General features: G+C 70.6%; 20 protein-coding genes and 1 pseudogene. 13 read left to right on the top strand and 8 right to left on the bottom strand.

The features are described 5' to 3' along the window. Window positions 1-8: 8 nt before the first annotated feature. The 8 genes from ACIOGX_RS29475 to ACIOGX_RS29440 all read right to left on the bottom strand — a co-directional run bounded on the left by ACIOGX_RS29475 (window position 9) and on the right by ACIOGX_RS29440 (window position 7,608). Window positions 9-1,169 carry an alanine racemase gene (locus ACIOGX_RS29475; RefSeq protein WP_356511396.1) on the bottom strand — a complete coding sequence of 387 codons (1,161 nt, stop codon included), beginning with the start codon at window positions 1,167-1,169 and terminating at the stop codon, window positions 9-11. 2 nt (window positions 1,170-1,171) lie between these two features. Then, entirely contained in the window at window positions 1,172-2,272 is a 1,101-nt protein-coding gene (locus ACIOGX_RS29470; RefSeq protein ID WP_401917685.1) for an aminotransferase class V-fold PLP-dependent enzyme, read from the bottom strand. A gap of 1 nt (window position 2,273) precedes the next feature. Continuing rightward, on the bottom strand, window positions 2,274-3,263 hold the full coding sequence (locus ACIOGX_RS29465; RefSeq protein WP_401917683.1) for a phosphotriesterase: 990 nt from the start codon (window positions 3,261-3,263) through the stop codon (window positions 2,274-2,276). 47 nt (window positions 3,264-3,310) lie between these two features. Beyond that, on the bottom strand, window positions 3,311-4,678 hold the full coding sequence (locus ACIOGX_RS29460) for a YhfT family protein (RefSeq protein WP_401917681.1): 1,368 nt from the start codon (window positions 4,676-4,678) through the stop codon (window positions 3,311-3,313). A 33-nt stretch (window positions 4,679-4,711) separates the two neighbouring features. Continuing rightward, complete coding sequence (locus ACIOGX_RS29455; RefSeq protein ID WP_356511402.1) at window positions 4,712-5,068, bottom strand: DUF2620 family protein; 357 nt, start codon at window positions 5,066-5,068, stop codon at window positions 4,712-4,714. Window positions 5,069-5,192: 124 nt separating this feature from the next. Beyond that, window positions 5,193-5,579, bottom strand: coding sequence for a PRD domain-containing protein (locus ACIOGX_RS29450; protein WP_401917679.1), 387 nt, complete (start codon window positions 5,577-5,579; stop codon window positions 5,193-5,195). Between the two features lie 141 nt (window positions 5,580-5,720). Beyond that, window positions 5,721-6,659: a GntR family transcriptional regulator YhfZ gene (gene yhfZ / locus ACIOGX_RS29445; protein WP_356511405.1), complete on the bottom strand. Its 939-nt coding sequence runs from the start codon at window positions 6,657-6,659 to the stop codon at window positions 5,721-5,723. A 67-nt stretch (window positions 6,660-6,726) separates the two neighbouring features. After that, window positions 6,727-7,608 carry a class I SAM-dependent methyltransferase gene (locus ACIOGX_RS29440; RefSeq protein ID WP_401761276.1) on the bottom strand — a complete coding sequence of 294 codons (882 nt, stop codon included), beginning with the start codon at window positions 7,606-7,608 and terminating at the stop codon, window positions 6,727-6,729. Between the two features lie 203 nt (window positions 7,609-7,811). Here ACIOGX_RS29440 and proS point away from each other — a divergent pair, with 203 nt between their 5' ends. The 13 genes and pseudogenes from proS to ACIOGX_RS29375 all read left to right on the top strand — a co-directional run bounded on the left by proS (window position 7,812) and on the right by ACIOGX_RS29375 (window position 17,696). Further along, on the top strand, window positions 7,812-9,227 hold the full coding sequence (proS, locus tag ACIOGX_RS29435; protein WP_401917676.1) for a proline--tRNA ligase: 1,416 nt from the start codon (window positions 7,812-7,814) through the stop codon (window positions 9,225-9,227). 295 nt (window positions 9,228-9,522) lie between these two features. Further along, complete coding sequence (locus tag ACIOGX_RS29430) at window positions 9,523-10,116, top strand: hypothetical protein (RefSeq protein WP_030351743.1); 594 nt, start codon at window positions 9,523-9,525, stop codon at window positions 10,114-10,116. Between the two features lie 210 nt (window positions 10,117-10,326). Beyond that, window positions 10,327-10,773, top strand: coding sequence for a 30S ribosomal protein S16 (rpsP, locus tag ACIOGX_RS29425; protein ID WP_129772198.1), 447 nt, complete (start codon window positions 10,327-10,329; stop codon window positions 10,771-10,773). 2 nt (window positions 10,774-10,775) lie between these two features. Next, complete coding sequence (locus ACIOGX_RS29420) at window positions 10,776-11,015, top strand: RNA-binding protein (protein WP_030351741.1); 240 nt, start codon at window positions 10,776-10,778, stop codon at window positions 11,013-11,015. Window positions 11,016-11,109: 94 nt separating this feature from the next. Next, entirely contained in the window at window positions 11,110-11,745 is a 636-nt protein-coding gene (gene rimM / locus ACIOGX_RS29415) for a ribosome maturation factor RimM (protein WP_401917949.1), read from the top strand. Further along, the gene (gene trmD / locus ACIOGX_RS29410) at window positions 11,745-12,566 is read left to right on the top strand and encodes a tRNA (guanosine(37)-N1)-methyltransferase TrmD (RefSeq protein ID WP_356511412.1); all 822 of its coding nucleotides are present in this window, start codon (window positions 11,745-11,747) and stop codon (window positions 12,564-12,566) included. Before rimM ends, trmD begins: the two co-directional genes overlap by 1 nt. Window positions 12,567-12,695: 129 nt before the next feature. Beyond that, on the top strand, window positions 12,696-13,046 hold the full coding sequence (gene rplS, locus ACIOGX_RS29405; protein ID WP_129772195.1) for a 50S ribosomal protein L19: 351 nt from the start codon (window positions 12,696-12,698) through the stop codon (window positions 13,044-13,046). A 69-nt stretch (window positions 13,047-13,115) separates the two neighbouring features. Continuing rightward, window positions 13,116-13,979 carry a signal peptidase I gene (lepB, locus tag ACIOGX_RS29400; RefSeq protein ID WP_401917672.1) on the top strand — a complete coding sequence of 288 codons (864 nt, stop codon included), beginning with the start codon at window positions 13,116-13,118 and terminating at the stop codon, window positions 13,977-13,979. Continuing rightward, window positions 13,972-15,088 (top strand): annotated as a pseudogene (gene lepB, locus ACIOGX_RS29395) (signal peptidase I). The gene lepB (ACIOGX_RS29400) and the pseudogene lepB (ACIOGX_RS29395) overlap by 8 nt, the downstream one beginning before the upstream one ends. After that, on the top strand, window positions 15,054-15,905 hold the full coding sequence (gene lepB, locus ACIOGX_RS29390; RefSeq protein WP_401917670.1) for a signal peptidase I: 852 nt from the start codon (window positions 15,054-15,056) through the stop codon (window positions 15,903-15,905). Before lepB (ACIOGX_RS29395) ends, lepB (ACIOGX_RS29390) begins: the two are co-directional and overlap by 35 nt. A gap of 83 nt (window positions 15,906-15,988) precedes the next feature. Beyond that, complete coding sequence (gene lepB / locus ACIOGX_RS29385; RefSeq protein ID WP_356511416.1) at window positions 15,989-16,759, top strand: signal peptidase I; 771 nt, start codon at window positions 15,989-15,991, stop codon at window positions 16,757-16,759. A 97-nt stretch (window positions 16,760-16,856) separates the two neighbouring features. Next, window positions 16,857-17,333, top strand: coding sequence for an NUDIX hydrolase (locus ACIOGX_RS29380; protein WP_356511584.1), 477 nt, complete (start codon window positions 16,857-16,859; stop codon window positions 17,331-17,333). A 54-nt stretch (window positions 17,334-17,387) separates the two neighbouring features. Beyond that, window positions 17,388-17,696, top strand: coding sequence for a DUF2469 domain-containing protein (locus tag ACIOGX_RS29375; RefSeq protein ID WP_014675276.1), 309 nt, complete (start codon window positions 17,388-17,390; stop codon window positions 17,694-17,696). Window positions 17,697-17,736 lie beyond the last annotated feature (40 nt).

Below are 17,736 nucleotides of genomic sequence, written 5' to 3'. Positions count from 1 at the left end.
GTGGCTCCTTACAGGGCCCGGCCCCGCGCGTCGTACAGGCCGGTCAGCCGGGGGTTTCCGGTGGAGAGGCCGGCGACGACCGCGACGGTCGAGCGGGTGACGAAGATCTGCGTACGGAAGGCGAGTACGGCGGTGTCCCCGGCCCGCACCTCGCCGGCGGGGGGCGCGTCCAGCAGCCGGTAGTAGTCGATGTTCTCGGCGGGGGCGTCCTGGACCGGGAGGCGCAGACCGGTGCGGGGCAGCAGGGCGGTGCGGATGCCGGCGCGGCTGTAGAAGCCGCCGCCGTAGAGCGCGGGCCTGCCGTCCGCGAGGGTGTGGGCGACCTCGCTGACGTAGACGTAGGCGGGCTGTTCCGGCTGGTGCGGGTCGATCGCGTGGAGCGGGGTGGTGCCGGTGAGGGAGTGGCCGGGCTCGCCGTGGGTGGCGCCCCGTTCGGCCAGCAGGGGCAGCGTCGCCATGGAGGTGGCGCTGGGGGCGCTGAGCGCGACCGGGTGGTGGCCGCGAGCGGTCAGCAGTTCCCTTGCCTTGAGGGCGAGTTCGAAGTTGGGGGTGGCGGCGGGCAGGCCGGTGGCCGGGTCGCACAGCACGCAGGGGAACGCGGTGACCCCCGCGATACGGATCGACGGCAGCTGTTCGGCGGCGGACGCGAACTCGTCCAGCGCGTCCAGGGGTACGCCGCCTTCCTGACCCGGGTAGACGGAGCCGGGAACGCCTTCGAGACGTACGAACACGTCCTGGACGAAGCCCAGTTCACCGGCGGCCTCCGAGACGGCCCGCGCGTTCGCGAGATCGAAGACGGTCACCGCCTCGGGCCGCCAGGCGAGCAGCTCGGGCAGGTCGCGGCGCGGGATCTGTACGAGATGGCCGAGGTTGCCGGCCCCCGCTCCGGTGGCGTGCAGGGTGCGGGCCTCGGCGGGATCGATCGCGGCGAACCGTGGGATGTGCCGGGCGACCGCCCGGATCAGCTCGGGGTTGCGGCCGAACTGTTTGACCACGAACCACAGCGAGAGCCCGAGCCGTTCGGCCTCGGCCGCCAGCAGCGCGGCGTTGCCCTCGACGGCGTCCGCGTCCATGACGTACGTGTCGGGCGGGATGGCACCGGAGCGGTGCAGCGCGGTCGCCGTGTCGACGAGCGCGGGGTTGCGGGTGAGGACGGTGTCCAGGAACACGATCAGCCCTTCAGGTCGTGCAGCGAACGGCGGAGGATCCCGATCACGAGATCGGCGCCGGCCCGCATGGGGTTGATCCGTACGGTCCAGTCGGCGAGCTCGGGGGAGTCGTCCAGCGACGAGCCGGACATCCGGTAGACGAGCGGGGCGATCTCGTAGCGGGAGTTGGAGCCCACGGGATAGGGCGCGGCGCCGTACCGCGCGGCGACGGCGGGCAGCTCACGGGCGACCGGGCGGTCGAGCCGTACCAGCAGACACCGGTCCTGGGCGTTGGCGATCCGTACCTCGGCGACGCCCGGCACCTCACCGGCGGCGAGCCGCTCCGCGATCTCCGCGCCGACCCGGGACTGGAGCGCCCACAGGACGGGGACGTGGGTGAGGGCGCGGAGCGCGTCGAGGGCCTGGTGGCCCTGGACCTGGCCGCCGCCCGAGTAGTTGTCGGCGCGGACGTGTCCGATGAGATCACGGGAGCCGACGACCGCGCCGACGCCTTCGGGGCCGTGCAGCTTGAAGAGGGAGAAGCAGGAGGCGTCCGCGCCCAGCTCCACCCCGGAGGCGGGTACGCGCATCACCGCGTAGTTGTCGTCGACGACCGTCCGGACCCCGGCGGCGCGGCAGGCCGCGAGGACCTCGCCCGGATCGTAGGAGTCGGCCAGTCGCTGCCGCGTGTGCTGGACGTACGCCCAGGAGAACGCGCCGGACTCCAGGGCCCGCCGGAGCGCCGCCGGGTCGTTGAAGTCGGCCTCGGTGGTACGGACCCCGAGGCCGCGCAGGGTGACGGCGGTCGTCCGGTAGACCGGGGCCCGGTGGATCAGCAGCGGGTCGCCGGGGGAGACGGCCGCGGCGAGCGCGGCGCGGATCGCGCCCGTACCGGCGCCCTGGACGAGCGCCGCGTCCTCGGCGCCGAAGTAGTCGGCGAGTACGGCCTCGACGCGCGCGGTCGTACGGGGGCGGCCGAGGCCCGGTACGACACCGGCGTCCGCCTCGAAGAGCCGTGGTCCCTCGAAGTGCGCGGCGGTGCACTCCAGAAGCCGGAACTGCCGCTGGGCCGCGTCCTCCAGGGTGACGGTCGCCAGCGGGAAGGTCCGCGGGAGCACGGGCATCTCAGATCTCCTCGGTGTCGGTGTCGGTGTCGGTGTCGGTGTCGGTGGCCGGGGCGTCGTCCGCGTCCGCGCCGGTCAGGAAGCGCAGCGGATTGCGCCGGGTCATCAGGTCGATCAGCTCGTCGTCCACGCCCGCCGCGCGCGCCTTGGGCAGGAAGGACCGGAAGAGATGGCCGTACCCCTGGCCGCCCTCCGACTCCAGATAGCCGTGGCGCGAGATGTCGCAGCTGAGCAGGGCGCGGTCCGCGTGACCGGCGTCCAGCAGGGCGAGCAGCAGCCGCAGCCGGGTGTCGTCGCTCTGGTAGGACTCCTTGCCGACGGTGTCGAAGGCGACGTACGCGCCGCTCGCCGCCAGTTCGCGGTGGACGGCGGGATCGTCCAGCAGGTCCTGGTGGCCGAGGCAGATCCGGTGCGGAGCCAGGCCCGTACCGGTGAGCAGTTCGAGCTGGGCGAGTCCGCCGCGGCCGAGCTGGGCATGGGTGGCGACCGACAGACCGGTGGCGACGGCGGCGTGCGCCGAGGCGAGCAGCGCGCGGCTCTCCGGCTCGCTGGGCCGGTCGCCGTGGCTGCCGATCTCGCCGAGCACGCCGGGCCGGATCCCGGTGGAGCCGAACCCGTCGGTGATCTCCTGGACCAGGGTCTCGGTGAGCCGGCCGACGGACGTGCCGCCGATCTCGTCCGGGTGGAACGGCTCGTAGTACCAGCCGGTGGCCGCGACCACCGCGACCCCGGACCTCTCGGCGACGCGGGCCAGGGCGCGCGGGTCGCGGCCCATGCCGCGGCAGGTCAGCTCGATGACCAGGGAGAGCCCGAACCCGGCGCGCAGCGCGGCCAGTTCGGAGGTGACGGCGTCCAGGTGGCGTCCGGCTTCGAGGACAGCGGCGCCGTCGCCCGTACGGTCGAGATCGAGGACGAGATGTTCGTGGGAGAGGGCCGGGCCGCGCACGGCGGAGACGGGCAGCGGCCCGGCGACGGTGGTGAGATGAGGCATGAGCGTGGGGGTGCCTTCCTGGCGGTCCTGTCCGGACCGTCGCGGGGTCAGCCCTTGAGGGGGGTGAACAGGTCCAGCCAGTAGAGGAGGTTGAGGAGCACGCCGCCGACGATGACCGCCGCGGGCGCCGCCGCCATCCGCACCACGGGCCTGCCCATCGCCTCGTTGAGGAGATAGAGCCCGCCGACGATGAGGATCGCGAGTCCGCCGCCCATGACATCGGCCGCGAGCAGTGAGCCGAAGAGGATCGCCAGTTGCAGGGTGTCGGTGATCGCGCTCCGCAGATGCTCGGAGGAGTCCCGCACGCTCGGCAGCCTGCCCAGGACCTTGCCGATGGAGGACAGGGCCAGCACTTCGAGGGCGAAGACCACGGCGCCGACGACGGCCGCCAGGACCGGGTTCGGCAGCAGATAGCCGATGGGGTAGACGAGCGTGAAACCGGCGATGCCGTACGCGCCGGAGGCGAGCGCGGTCGTCGCGATCAGCGGGACGAAGCCGAAGACCCGGTAGAAGTCGACCTGGGCGGCCTCGCTGTACTGGCCCTTGGCGATCAGGAAGCTGGTCGCCTCGCCGCCGCCGAAGATATGCATCTGCGCCAGCACACAGACTCCGGCGCCCAGCACCATGAACAGCGGCAGATACCGGCGCAGACGCTGCGCGCTGGCGCTGAAGAGCGAGGCCATCGGATCGTCTCCGTCCACCGCCTGCCGGCCCGTACCCGAGGTCTCCTCGCCCGCAGCCTTCGCGGCCTCCCGGTCCGCCGTGCGCTGGAGCAGGTCCTTCCGGACGGCGAAGCCGATGAGCAGCAGCACACCGGCCGCCATCGCCAGTGAGCCGGCGAAGACATTGGGCCAGAGCTTCATCGTCATGATCACGAGCGCCAGCTCCAGCACGGCCGCGAGGCCGCCGCGCAGCCGCCCGAACTGCTTGGTGATGGCGAGCACGGGGAAGAGCGTGAACAGGAAGAGGATCGGCGTCGACATCTGCTGCATCGCCGTCAGGAAGTCGACGGGCAGATCGTGCGCGACGTCATTGGCCCCGTTGAGACCGAAGACGACCACGGCGCCCCAGGCGCCGCCGAGCAGCGGCGCGAGCCACTTCCTCGGCGCGAGGATGCCCAGGATGTCGGTGGGGAGGAAGAGCAGCCAGGGGTTGAGCACCCCGCTGGACAGCGCCATCGGGGCGCCGAGGCCGAAGATGAAGCCCGCCGAGAGGCCGAAGGAGACCGCGGTGGTGGCGGTCCGCTTGGAGCGTCCCTGGATGAAGTCGAGCATGAAGGGGCGTACGCCGTCGTTGAACACGGCCAGCGCCATGTGCGCGATGAAGGCGGTCAGCGCGCACAGGGCTATGACGAAAAGCTTCTGCGTCAGCGAGAAGTCCAGACTGGTACTCGCTGCGAGGACGGTGCTGCTCACGGGGTCTCTCCTCGGGTCCTGGCAGGTCTTCGGTCAGCCGCGCGCGGCGATCGCGCGGGCCATGATCGGGGCGATCACATCGATCTGGTCGATGGCGAAGCCGAAGACCTTCTTGCCGTCCGCCAGCAGGGCGGCGACCTCGTCCTCGGTGGGGACGTGGCGGCCGAAGGTGTGGCAGAGCGGCAGGCCCAGGAGGCCGACCAGGATGCCGAGGGAGGCACCGGCGCCGGTGTGACAGGTGCCGAGGTAGTAGTCGGCCTGCCCGGCGCGGAGCTTCATCGCGGCGTCCATGTCGTTGGAGACCGTGATCTCCAGGCCGTCGAGTGCGAGTGCGGAGACGGTGTGCGCGACCTCGGTCTTGCCGACGCCGCCGGTGAGGATCTTCGTCATGGCTGGGTCCTTCGCGCTGCGAGTGAGAGGAGACCTACGTGTGAGAGGAGACCTACGTGTGAGGTGGGATCTGCGAGTGGGGTGGGATCTGCGAGTGGGGTGGGATCTGCGAGTGGGATGGGACCTACGAGTGGGGTGAGGCGGGCGAGTTCTGGGCCAGTACGGCGAGATGCAGGCCCAGGAAGTTGATCTCGGAGTCGGGAAGCGGAGCGCCCAACTCCCGTTCGGCGCGTGCGGAGACCGCGCGGGCGCGGGCCACGGCCTCGGGGTAATCCGCGAGTTCGGCCGCCACCTGCGCGTCGGTCCTGAACTCCTCGATCGGCGCGCCGTCGAGGAGCCGGTCGAGGGCCATCATCAGATGGCTGGTGAGCATCCCCGCCGTGGCCTCGGTGACGGTATGACCCTCGGCGGCCAGGGAGTCCAGCTCCCCGGACACGAACGCGGCGACCTCGGGCCTGACCTGGCCGCTCTCGCGGAACAGCCGGACGCGGAGGGCGAGCTGGTCGTCCATGGGCTTCGGTCTTCCTTTCCTTCGATCCCATTCCTCGGGCCCGGTCCTCGGGTGACGAAGAGACAGTAACCAGGATTTTGTATTTTGAGCCGACGCGTCGGCACGCAGGGGTGTCCTTTCGCGTGGCCGGGGCGGTGGCGGTCAGTACGAGGGCGTGCGCTCACCGCGCAACACCTCGGCCTGGAGGGTGGTGACGACCGACAGATCGAGGGACTCGCGTACGGCGCCGAGCGCCTTCGCCCCCTCCGTCCTGCCGATGACCGCCGCGCTGGAGTTGCGCAGCGACAGATCGCGGGTGACCTCGTCGCCGAGCGGCAGGACGTCCACGCTCATGCCGAGCAGCCCCTGCACCTCATCGAGGTTCCAGACGGTGGCGTCGGCCCGATTGTGTTCGAACAGGTCGCGCAGCTGCATGTACGACGCCTCGATCCACTCGATGTCCGAGCGCCCGGCGAACGCGCGCTCGGCGAGCATCCGCTGATCCTCCGAGGCGTGGTCGACGGCGACGCGCAGCCCCGGGGTCTCCGGGTCCGAGCCGCGCCGCAGCAGCAGGCCGTGCGCCCCGACATAGGTGGCCGGGCCCAGATCCGCGACCAGCTCGACGGGATGGTCCTCGATCAGCCGGTCGGCGGCGAAGCGCGACAGGACGACGAGATCGACCTTGCCTTCGAGGAGGGCGGTCGTACGGGCGCCGGCGCCCCGCATGAAGGTGATCGCGAAGGGCGCGCCGGCCTCCTCGAAGGCGGCGCGCAGCCCCGTCGCCAGCCCCTCGTACCGGCGGGAGTACGGCAACGGCATCGCGGCGAGGAGCGTGCCGAGCCCGGAGAGCCGCCACAGTATGGAGCGGTCCGAGCGGACGAGGAAGGTCCCGAGGTGGCCCCGGGCCGTCGTCTCGATCGCCTCGGCGTTCTCCAGCAGCTGGAGCGCGGCCTGGACGGTGCCGTTCCCCACGCCCAGCTCCACGGCGAAGTCCCGCACGCGCGGCAGCCGGGTCTCCGGCTCATGGTTCAGCAGGAGAACCGCCAGCTGCCGGGCCGCGAGGCCGTTGCGGGTCAGGAAACGCTCGTCGAAGCCAGTCACGGATGCGACAGTAAACAGAATTCCGGATACTGTCCAGGGTCTGGTACCGGTCCGTTATGGGCGGCTCTCAGGGCGTACGGGCGATCAGATACCGGAAGACGTTCGGCATCCAGACCGTGCCGTCACGGCGCAGATGCGGATGGAGCGCCTCGCCGATCTCCTTCTCCACCAGCCGGCGGTTCGTCGTCCGGATCGCGCCGTCGAACACCCCCGTCGACAACAGGCCGCGGACCGCGCTCTCCTGGTCCGCGTACCCGAATGGGCAGGCCACCCGCCCCGAACCGTCCGGCTTCAGACCGGCCCGCGCCGCGACCTCCTCCAGATCGTCGCGGTGCCCCGGCCGCCGGGCGGCCCTGCGCGGGCGGTCGCCCAGCCGGCCCGCGACCCGCAGCACCCCGTCCGTGGCGCAGCGCTCCGGCGGACCCCAGGCCGCGAGCACCACGGGCGTGCCGCGCCGGGCCAGGGGTATCGCCTCGTCGAGCGCCGGCCCCAGCCCCTTCGCGTCGCCCGCCACGGAGCCGATCGGCTGGAAGGCGGTGATCAGGTCGTACGGTGAACGGCCCGGCCCCGGCGCGGCGTCGGCCATCCGGTCCACCGGCAGCAGTGTGCCCGTGTCCGCCGCCCGGTCCGTCCGGCCGTCCCGCTCCAGGTCGGCGCGGAGCCGCTCGCGGGCCAGTGCCAGCCGCTCGTTGTCGGAATCGACGCCGGTCACCCGCGCACCCCGCGCGGCCGCGAGCAGCAGGGCGAGCCCCGAGCCGCAGCCGAGACCGAGCACCCGGGTCCCGCTCCGGACCTCCAGGCGCTCGTACACCGCTTCGTAGAGCGGCACCAGCATCCGTTCCTGTATCTCGGCCCAGTCGCGGGCGCGCGCGCCCGCCTCGGCGGAGACCGCCGGTGCCGTGGCCGTGTTCGAGAGCTGCTGGTGGTGCCGGCCGAGCGTACGTGTCATGGATAGCGCCCCAATCCGCCGAGAGGTCGGTCGTGCCCTGATGGACTCCCCCCGTGTGCATGCGCGCGTTCTTCCCCCGTATGCCAGAGAACTCCGCATCCGTGCCCGCGTCCAGTGGGCGGCGGGCAAAGCGTGTATGCCCCGGGCGTGCGCCCCCGCGCGCATGGCCGGTTCCTTTCGTCCCAGCCCGTACGATGCCCGCCATGGCGAAGGCACCTGTTCTCACGCCCCGGGCCGACGACTTCCCCCGCTGGTACCAGGATCTGATCAACAAGGCCGAACTGGCCGACAACGGGCCGGTGCGCGGCACGATGGTGATGCGGCCATATGGGTACGGTCTGTGGGAGCGGATGCAGCAGGAGCTGGATACCCGCATCAAGGCCGCCGGCGCCTCGAACGCGTACTTCCCGCTCCTCATCCCGCAGTCGTATCTGACCCGGGAGGCGGCGCACGTCGAGGGGTTCGCGCCCGAACTGGCGATCGTCACGCACGGCGGCGGCAAGGACCTGGAGGAGCCGGTCGTCGTACGGCCCACCTCCGAGACGATCGTCAACGCGTACTTCGCCAAATGGGTGCGCAGCTACCGCGATCTGCCGCTGCTGATCAACCAGTGGGCCAATGTCGTCCGCTGGGAGATGCGCCCCCGCGTCTTCCTGCGCACCACCGAATTCCTCTGGCAGGAGGGCCACACCGCCCACGCCACCTACGAGGAGGCCAGGGACTACGCCGCGCACATCCACCGGAACGTCTACGCGGACTTCATGACCGAGGTCCTCGGGATCGATGTCGTCCTGGGCCGCAAGACCGCGCGCGAGCGTTTCGCCGGAGCCGTCAACACCCTCACGCTCGAAGGGATGATGGGCGACGGCAAGGCCCTCCAGATGGGCACGAGCCACGAGCTGGGACAGAACTTCGCGCGGGCCTTCCACACCCGGTACCTGTCGAAGGAGGGCACCGAGGAGCTGGTCTGGCAGACCTCCTGGGGCGCCTCGACCCGGATGGTCGGCGGACTGATCATGTCCCACGGCGACGACGACGGACTGCGCGTCCCGCCGCGCCTCGCCGCCGTACAGGCCGTCGTACTGGCCATCAAGGGCGACGAGCCGGTCCTGGCCGCCGTCCGCGAGACCGCCGACCGCCTCCGGCTCGCCGGCGTCCGGGTCCTGATCGACGACCGCACCGACATCCCCTTCGGCCGCCGGGCCGTCGACTGGGAGCTGAAGGGTGTGCCCGTACGGATCGAGATCGGCCCGCGCGACCTGGAGAACGGCACCGCGATGCTCGTACGCCGGATCCCGGGAGGCAAGGAGCCGGTGGCGGTCGACTCCCTCGCCGGACTGCTGCCCACGGTCCTGGAGGACGACCAGGCGCTGCTGCTGACGGAGTCCAGGGCGCGCCGCGAGGCCCGTACCGCCGACGTCTCCACCGTCGAGGAGGCGGCCGAGGCCGCGGCCGCGGGCGGCTGGGCGCGCATCCCCTGGGCGACGCTGGGCGCCCGGGGAGAGGCGGCTCTCGCCGAACGCGGGGCCTCCGTACGGTGCCTGGTCGCCGAGGACGGGGCGGTGCCGGAAACGGATGATGAGGCGGGTAGTGTCGCCATTGTGGCCCGCGCGTATTGAGCGGATCCGTCACCAGGCGTCCATCGAGTCCCTCCCGCCGGAACCCCTTCCGCGGGGAGCCCCTCTGGAAGGGGAGAAGCCCCTCTTCAAGAGGAAGCGCCGGTGTACGTAGATCGTCTACGCGTCGAAGCGTACGAGACGCTACGTACCACCTTGGTAGGAGCTGTGAGACTTCTCCGCAGATCAGCGCACCCGCCCTCGTCCGGACGCATCAATGGCAACTGACGGGTACGTGCAAATTATTTGGGATGCCCCGTAATGGAACCCGGGAGCGTTCCGGCTCGTTGTTCACGACGTGAGCACGACACCACCTGTTCTCGCCGCAGAGCTGGCGCAGGCGTGGGCCGATATTCAGCGGTCCCACCCCGAGCTGCCGGATCTTGCCGCGCCAGAGTCCCTGATCGGAGAGTCGTCGTCCGCCTGTGGCGCCGAGCTCTCTTTCGAACGACTGCTTCACGAAGCGGTCCATGGCATCGCCGCGGCCAGAGGTGTCCGGGACACCTCGCGGGCCGGCCGCTATCACAACCGCCGATTCCTGGCGATCGCCGAGGAGATGGGCCTCGACCATCCCGAGGAGCCGCATCCCAGCAGTGGTTTCTCCCTGGTCTCGCTCAGCCCCGAGGCGAAGCGGCGCTACCGCCCCACGATCGAGCGATTGCAGCGCGCCCTCAAGGCGCACACGGTCGCGACGGCCGCCGACACCAAGCGCAGCTTCCGCGGCCCGGCCGCCAGACACGGCTCGTCCGGCGGCGGGGTGCGCGTCAAGGCGGTCTGTGACTGCGGGCGGAACGTACGGGTCGTACCGTCGGTCCTCGCCCAGGCCCCGATCGTCTGCGGCGGCTGCGGCAAGCCCTTCCGCATCCCCGAAGTGGTCGGCGCCGCGGGCTGAGTCACCGGCCGGCCCGGACGCTCCCGCCGCCCGCCCGCCACCGGGTCATGCCCGGTCGCGGGCGTATGGCAGAATGGCCAGCTGTACTCGACAGTCGCACAGGACCCCTCTCTCCTCCGGCTGACGCGTCCATCGGGCGGATCGGGTACCGCAACCCCACGCGGCATCCCGTTGTGCCCAACCACGTCAAGACCAGGAGACACCACTCCAGTGGCAGTCAAGATCAAGCTGAAGCGTCTGGGCAAGATCCGTTCGCCTCACTACCGCATCATCGTCGCCGACTCCCGTACCCGCCGTGACGGCCGGGCCATCGAGGAGATCGGTCTGTACCACCCGGTGCAGAACCCCTCGCGCATCGAGGTCGACTCGGAGCGCGCGCGTTACTGGCTGTCCGTCGGCGCCCAGCCGACCGAGCCGGTTCTCGCGATCCTCAAGCTCACCGGTGACTGGCAGGCGCACAAGGGCCTGCCGGCCCCCGCGCCGCTGCTCCAGCCGGAGCCGAAGGCCGACAAGCGCGCCCTCTTCGAGGCCGCCGCGAAGGACGCCGGCGACGAGCCCAAGGGTGAGGCGATCACTCAGAAGGCCAAGAAGTCTGACAAGAAGGCCGACGAAGCCGGGACCGAGTCCTCGGCCGCCGCCGAGTCGACCGAGGCCTGAGCATGCTCGAGGAGGCTCTCGAGCACCTCGTGAAGGGCATCGTCGACAACCCGGACGAAGTGCAGGTGGCCTCGCGCAACCTGCGCCGCGGCCGTGTGCTGGAGGTCCGGGTGCACCCGGACGACCTCGGCAAGGTGATCGGCCGCAACGGCCGCACCGCACGTGCTCTGCGGACCGTCGTGGGCGCCATCGGCGGCCGTGGCATCCGCGTCGATCTCATCGACGTGGACCAGGTCCGCTGAGACAGCAGAACACCGGCAGGGGCCGGGAGGGCCACGGCCTTCCCGGCCTTCGCTGTTCCCGGTGCGTGAGCGTGGACAAGAAGGTGGAGTGTCAGTGCAGTTGGTGGTCGGGCGGGTGGGCCGCGCCCATGGGATCAAGGGTGAGGTCACCGTCGAGGTACGTACGGACGAGCCCGAACTGCGGCTCGGGCCCGGCGCCGTACTCGCCACGGAACCGGCCCAGGCCGGACCGCTGAGGATCGAGACGGGCCGGGTGCACAGCGGCAGGCTGCTGCTGCGCTTCGAGGGCGTACGCGACCGTACGGGCGCCGAGGCGCTGCGCAATGTCCTGCTGATCGCGGAGATCGACCCCGAGGAACTCCCCGCGGACCCCGAGGAGTTCTACGACCATCAGCTGATGGATCTGGACGTGGTGCTCGCCGACGGCACGGAGATCGGGCGGATCACCGAGATCTCGCATCTGCCCTCGCAGGACCTGTTCATCGTGGAGCGGCCGGACGGCAGCGAGGTGATGATCCCCTTCGTGGAGGAGATCGTCACCGAGATCGACCTGGAGGAGCAGCGGGCCGTCATCGACCCGCCGCCGGGACTGATCGACGACAGGGCGGAGATCGCCTCCGGCCGGGACGGCGACTCCGGGGACGGCGGCTCCGGGGGCGCGGGCACCGGCGAGGACGGCGCGGCGGGTACGTCCGGCGAGGACGGCGCGGCCGGTAGGGACGACGGCTGATGCGGCTCGATGTGGTCACGATCTTCCCGGAGTACCTGGAACCGCTGAACGTCTCGCTCGTCGGCAAGGCCCGCGCGCGCGGGCGGCTCGACGTGCACGTACACGACCTCCGGGAGTGGACGTACGACCGGCACAACACGGTCGACGACACCCCGTACGGCGGCGGTCCCGGCATGGTCATGAAGACCGAGCCCTGGGGCGACGCACTGGACGACGTCCTGGCGAGCGGCTACGAGTCGGGCGCCCATGGCCCGGTCCTGGTCGTCCCCACCCCCGGTGGCCGCCCCTTCACCCAGGAACTGGCCGTCGAGCTGTCCGAGCGGCCCTGGCTGGTCTTCACGCCCGCGCGGTACGAGGGCATCGACCGCCGGGTCATCGACGAGTACGCGACCCGGATACCGGTGATCGAGGTCTCCATCGGTGACTATGTGCTCGCCGGCGGCGAGGCCGCCGTACTGGTGATCACCGAGGCCGTGGCCCGGCTGCTGCCCGGTGTGCTCGGCAACGCGGAGTCGCACCGCGACGACTCCTTCGCCCCCGGCGCGATGGCGAATCTGCTGGAGGGCCCCGTCTACACGAAGCCGCCGGAGTGGCGCGGACGCGGGATTCCCGAGGTGCTGCTCAGCGGGCACCACGGCAAGATCGCGCGCTGGCGGCGGGACGAGGCGTTCCGGCGCACCGCCGTCAACCGGCCCGATCTGATCGAGCGCTGCGACCCGGCGTCCTTCGACAAGAAGGACCGCGAGATGCTCTCCATCCTGGGCTGGGCGCCGGAGCCCGGCGGCCGATTTTGGCGCAGGCCCGAGGCCATGGAAGAATAGGCCGCTGCTGTACGTCCGGTGTGCGCCCCTGCCACAGGGGGAACGACGCCCGCCCGACGCGAACGGCACATCGGACTCTCTCTCGATATCCGCTGATGACCTGTGGCATCAGCGAGGAAGCAGACCTTCATGGCCAGCCTGCTCGACGTCGTCGACGCATCGTCGCTCCGCAGCGACCTCCCCGCTTTCCGTCCCGGTGACACCGTGAACGTCCACGTACGTGTCATCGAGGGCAACCGCTCCCGTATCCAGCAGTTCAAGGGCGTGGTCATCCGCCGCCAGGGCTCCGGCGTCCGTGAGACCTTCACGGTCCGCAAGGTCTCCTTCTCCGTCGGCGTCGAGCGCACCTTCCCGGTGCACAGCCCGATCTTCGAGAAGATCGAGCTCGTGAGCCGCGGTGACGTCCGTCGCGCCAAGCTGTACTACCTCCGTGAGCTGCGCGGCAAGGCCGCGAAGATCAAGGAGAAGCGCGACAGGTAAGCCCGCGACGTCCGGGCCGGCCCGGACGCGCACGGGGTCCACAGGGCCGCCGGATAAGATCTGGCCCCGATGGACACCGAAGCACGACAGACGGAGCGCGATCGCTCTTCCGCGTCCCACGACGGGACGGAAGAGGGGTCGCGCTCCGCGTGTTCCCCCCGTTCCTCCCGGCGGCTCGTCCGGCTGCCCGGACTGTCCGCACTGTCCGGGCTCTCCTGGGGGCGAGTGGGGCTGCTCGGGCTCGTCTGCGGTGTCTTCGCGCTGCTCCTCAGCAACTTCGTGGTGCAGCCGTTCCTGATCCCCAGCGGATCGATGGAGCCCACGCTCCAGGTCGGGGACCGGGTGCTCGTCAACAAGTTGGCGTACCGTTTCGATACCGCGCCGGAGCGCGGTGATGTGGTGGTCTTCGACGGCACCGGATCCTTCGTCCAGGAGCCGTCGGGCGAGAACCCCGTCACCGGGCTGTTGCACGGGGCGGCCGCGGCCCTGGGTCTCGCCGAGCCCGCCGAGACCGACTTCGTCAAGCGCGTGGTCGGTGTGGGGGGTGACCGCGTGGTCTGCTGCGACAAGGGGGGCAGGGTCGAGGTGAACGGCCGGGCCGTGGACGAGCGGTATCTGTACGCCGGTGACGCGCCCTCCAGCGTCCCCTTCGACATCGTCGTACCCCAGGGCACCCTCTGGGTGATGGGCGACCACCGCAGCAACTCCCGCGACTCCCGTGACCATCTCGGTGACCCCGGCGGCGGCATGGTGCCCGTGGACAAGGTCATCGGACGGGCGGACTGGATCGGCTGGCCGCTGGGCCGCTGGGCCGTCCTGGAGCCGACAGGGGCCTTCCACGGCGTACGGAGCCCGGGTGGCGAGACAACCCCGGGTGACGAGGCGGCCCCGGCCGCCACAGGAGCCCCTGCCCGGGGCGGTGTCCATGGGTAAGCGGGGGCGCCGCCGCCCTCCCAGCCATGGGGCCGACACCCGGCTGCCCACCGGCTCCCGGCCCACCACCGGCCGGACTCTGCCGGGGCGCGCGGAGCGCCGTAAGCTCGCCCGCCGGGTCAAGCGGCGCCGTCAGAGGTCCGCGGCGAAGGAGATACCGCTGCTCATCACCGTGGCGGTGCTGATCGCGCTCGTCCTCAAGACCTTTCTGGTGCAGGCGTTCGTGATCCCCTCGGGATCGATGGAGCAGACGATCAGGATCAGCGACCGGGTGCTGGTGGACAAGCTCACACCGTGGTTCGGGTCGAAGCCGGAGCGTGGCGACGTCGTGGTCTTCAAGGACCCCGGCAACTGGCTTCAGGACGAGAAGCCGGCGCCGGACAACTCACCCATCGTGATCAAGCAGGTCAAGCAGGCGCTGACGTTCATCGGACTGCTGCCGTCCGCCGACGAGCAGGACCTGATCAAGCGCGTCGTCGCGACCGGCGGGGACACCGTCAAGTGCTGCGACCGCGACGGCAAGGTCACCGTCAACGGCACGCCGCTGACCGAGCCGTATCTGAACCCCGGGAACGCGCCCTCCACGATCCCCTTCGAGGTGCGGGTGCCGGCCGGACGCATCTTCGTGATGGGGGACCACAGGTCCAATTCGGCCGACTCCCGCTTCCACCTCCAGGAGGCGGACAAGGGGACCGTCTCGGAGGACGAGGTCGTGGGCCGCGCGGTCGTCATCGCCTGGCCGGTCGGTCACTGGCGGCGACTGGAGGAGCGGGAGACCTACGCTTCGGTCCCGGATCCGCGCGCCGCGCCGACGACGGCACTGGGGCCGTCCCATAGTCTGTCTTCCCAGGATCTGAACGGATTGATCCGGCTCCCGAGCCCTGCGGAACTCCCGCTCGTTATGGGAGTGGTGGGCCTGTCCCGTCTCCGGGGCAGGCGGTCGCACGGAGTAATCGCACGGAGTGAGGAGTGGATGTGGGGGATGTGGCGGTCGGCGCACGATCCGGACACGATGATCCCGAGGAGGGACACGAGCAGCTCGCCGAGTCGCCCGAGAACGTGACGGACAGGCGGATGGAACGCGGGAGCGGGTCCGGCGGGATCCATGACGGCGACAGGGACGGCGACAGCGACGAAGACGGATCGGACGCGAGGAAACCGCGCTCCTTCTGGAAGGAGCTGCCCCTCCTCATCGGGATCGCGCTCCTGCTGGCGCTTCTGATCAAGACTTTCCTGGTGCAGGCGTTCTCGATCCCCTCGGACTCGATGCAGGACACCCTGCAACGGGGCGACCGGGTGCTGGTGGACAAGCTCACCCCCTGGTTCGGATCCGAGCCGGAGCGCGGCGAGGTCGTCGTCTTCCATGACCCGGGCGGCTGGCTGGACAACACCCAGGCACCCGAGCCGAATGTGGCGCAGCGGTTCCTGAGCTTCATCGGGCTGATGCCGTCGTCCGAGGAGAAGGACCTGATCAAGCGGGTCATCGCGGTCGGCGGTGACACGGTGGAGTGCAAGAAGGGCGAAAAGGTCCAGGTCAACGGGGTTCCGTTGAACGAGACGGACTACATCTACCCGGGCAACACTCCCTGTGACGACAAGCCGTTCGGGCCGATCGACGTGCCCGAGGGCAGCATCTGGGTGATGGGTGACCACCGGCAGAACTCGCTGGACTCCCGCTACCACCAGGAGCTGGCCGGTAACGGCACGGTGTCCAACGACGAGGTCGTCGGGCGCGCGTTCGTGGTGGCCTGGCCGGTCAACCGCTGGTCGCTGCTTCCGGTGCCCGGCACGTTCGACCAGTCCGGGCTGAGCGCGGCGGCGTCGGTGGCCTCGGCCGCGGCTCCGGGAGCGCTGGGCCTGGCCGGAGCGGTGCCGCTCGTACTGTGGCGCCGAAGGAGGCTGACCCGGGGGCGTACCGCCGGGTAGGGTGCCGTCCCGGATCGTCGATCTCCGAGGATCATTCTCCGGAACGGTGAGTGATCGTTCTCCGGAACGGGGGGAGTGCTGGGATGAGCGGATCAGGGCGAGCGGAACGTTCGAACGGCGGCCACGGCCGCCTCGGCAGTGTGCTGTCGGGGCTGGCCGTGGCCGTCGGCTGTGTGCTCTTCCTCGGCGGGTTCGGGTGGGGAGCCGTCGAGTACCTGCCGTACACCGTCCCGACCAATTCGATGGACCCGACCGTGAAGGCCGGGGACCGGGTGCTGGCACAGCGGATATCCGGCGACGAGGTGCGCCGCGGTGACGTGGTGGTCTTCAAGGACGAGGCCTGGGCCAATATGCCGATGGTGAAGCGGGTGGTCGCGGTCGGCGGCGACAAGATCGCCTGCTGTGACGCGGACGGCCGGCTCACCGTCAACGGCACGGCGGTCGAGGAGCCGTACGTGCAGGGAATGATCGGCGGGCGGGCGTCCACGACCGACTTCGACGCGACCGTGCCCGAGGGGAAGCTGTTCCTGCTCGGTGATGAACGAAGCGGTTCGCTGGACTCTCGGATCCATCTGGACGACGCGGGGCAGGGGTCGGTGCCGCGCTCGGCGGTCGACGCGCGCGTCGATGCCGTGGCCTGGCCGCTGGGCGGGGTGATCGAGCGGCCGGCGGGGTTCGCGGCGCTGCCGGGCGGGGTGTCCGGGCCGGGGCCGGTGCGGCTGATCGTGGCGGCGGTGGTGGCCGGGGCGCTGCTGATCTTCGGCGGAGCGGCGTACGGGCCGGTCGCCCGGTGGTTCTCGAAGCCGCGGGCCGGTGGCAGGAGCGGTGAAGGGGTGTCCGCGGGTGTCCGCTGATTCCGCCGGGGCTGCTGGGGCCGCCGGGTCGGGTGAGACCGCAGGTTCGGATGAGACCGCCAGGTCGGGGGAGACCGCCGGGCCGGGCGGGCGAGCGCTGCGGAAGGTGGCGCGGGTGGTGCTGCTGGATCCGGAGGACCGGATTCTGCTCCTGCACGGATACGAGCCCGGTGATCCGGACAACGACTGGTGGTTCACACCCGGCGGGGGTCTGGAGGGCGACGAGACCCGTGAGGAGGCCGCGCTGCGCGAGCTGGCGGAGGAGACGGGGATCACAGAGGTGGAGCTGGGGCCCGTGCTGTGGCGCCGGACCTGCTCCTTCCCGTTCGACGGGCGCCGCTGGGATCAGGATGAGTGGTACTTCCTGGCACGTACGACGCAGACCGAGACATCGCCCGAGGGGCTGACCGAGCTGGAGCTGCGAAGTGTCGCGGGGCTGAGGTGGTGGACCTCCGCCGAACTGTCGGCGGCGCGTGAGACGGTGTATCCGACCAGGCTCGCCGAGCTGCTGCGCACGCTGCTCGACGAGGGTCCCCCGGGTGCGCCGGTGGACCTCGCCCCCGAGAGCGTCTAGGGGCGCGAGGGCCGGAGCACAATGGGGGGACGTACGGCTGAAGGGGAACATGCCATGAGCGCCGAGGACCTCGAGAAGTACGAGACCGAGATGGAGCTGAAGCTCTACCGGGAGTACCGAGATGTCGTCGGTCTGTTCAAATACGTGATCGAGACCGAGCGTCGCTTCTATCTCACCAATGACTACGAGATGCAGGTGCACTCGGTGCAGGGTGAGGTCTTCTTCGAGGTCACGATGGCCGATGCCTGGGTCTGGGACATGTACAGGCCGGCCAGGTTCGTCAAGCAGGTACGGGTGCTCACGTTCAAGGACGTGAATATCGAGGAGCTGAACAAGAGCGACCTCGAACTCCCCGGCGGCTGAAGGGCGTGATCGTGACGGGGCGCGATGGTGTGAGGGTGTG

The organism is Streptomyces sp. NPDC088147 (assembly GCF_044741565.1).
Lineage (GTDB): Bacteria > Actinomycetota > Actinomycetes > Streptomycetales > Streptomycetaceae > Streptomyces.
The sequence above is the reverse complement of the archived record's forward strand: the minus strand, read 5'-3'. Positions and strand labels throughout refer to the sequence as shown.

Bases quoted from the DNA above. Each gene is read 5' to 3' on its own strand.
- ACIOGX_RS29450 (WP_401917679.1), bottom strand. From the start codon at position 5,579: ATGGACGACCAGCTCGCCCTCCGCGTCCGGCTGTTCCGCGAGAGCGGC.
- ACIOGX_RS29440 (WP_401761276.1), bottom strand. From the start codon at position 7,608: ATGACACGTACGCTCGGCCGGCACCACCAGCAGCTCTCGAACACGGCC.
- ACIOGX_RS29470 (WP_401917685.1), bottom strand. From the start codon at position 2,272: ATGCCCGTGCTCCCGCGGACCTTCCCGCTGGCGACCGTCACCCTGGAG.
- ACIOGX_RS29455 (WP_356511402.1), bottom strand. From the start codon at position 5,068: ATGACGAAGATCCTCACCGGCGGCGTCGGCAAGACCGAGGTCGCGCAC.
- lepB (WP_401917672.1), top strand. From the start codon at position 13,116: ATGGACACCGAAGCACGACAGACGGAGCGCGATCGCTCTTCCGCGTCC.
- ACIOGX_RS29420 (WP_030351741.1), top strand. From the start codon at position 10,776: ATGCTCGAGGAGGCTCTCGAGCACCTCGTGAAGGGCATCGTCGACAAC.
- lepB (WP_356511416.1), top strand. From the start codon at position 15,989: ATGAGCGGATCAGGGCGAGCGGAACGTTCGAACGGCGGCCACGGCCGC.
- lepB (WP_401917670.1), top strand. From the start codon at position 15,054: ATGGAACGCGGGAGCGGGTCCGGCGGGATCCATGACGGCGACAGGGAC.
- ACIOGX_RS29375 (WP_014675276.1), top strand. From the start codon at position 17,388: ATGAGCGCCGAGGACCTCGAGAAGTACGAGACCGAGATGGAGCTGAAG.
- rplS (WP_129772195.1), top strand. From the start codon at position 12,696: ATGGCCAGCCTGCTCGACGTCGTCGACGCATCGTCGCTCCGCAGCGAC.
- proS (WP_401917676.1), top strand. From the start codon at position 7,812: ATGGCGAAGGCACCTGTTCTCACGCCCCGGGCCGACGACTTCCCCCGC.
- ACIOGX_RS29465 (WP_401917683.1), bottom strand. From the start codon at position 3,263: ATGCCTCATCTCACCACCGTCGCCGGGCCGCTGCCCGTCTCCGCCGTG.
- trmD (WP_356511412.1), top strand. From the start codon at position 11,745: ATGCGGCTCGATGTGGTCACGATCTTCCCGGAGTACCTGGAACCGCTG.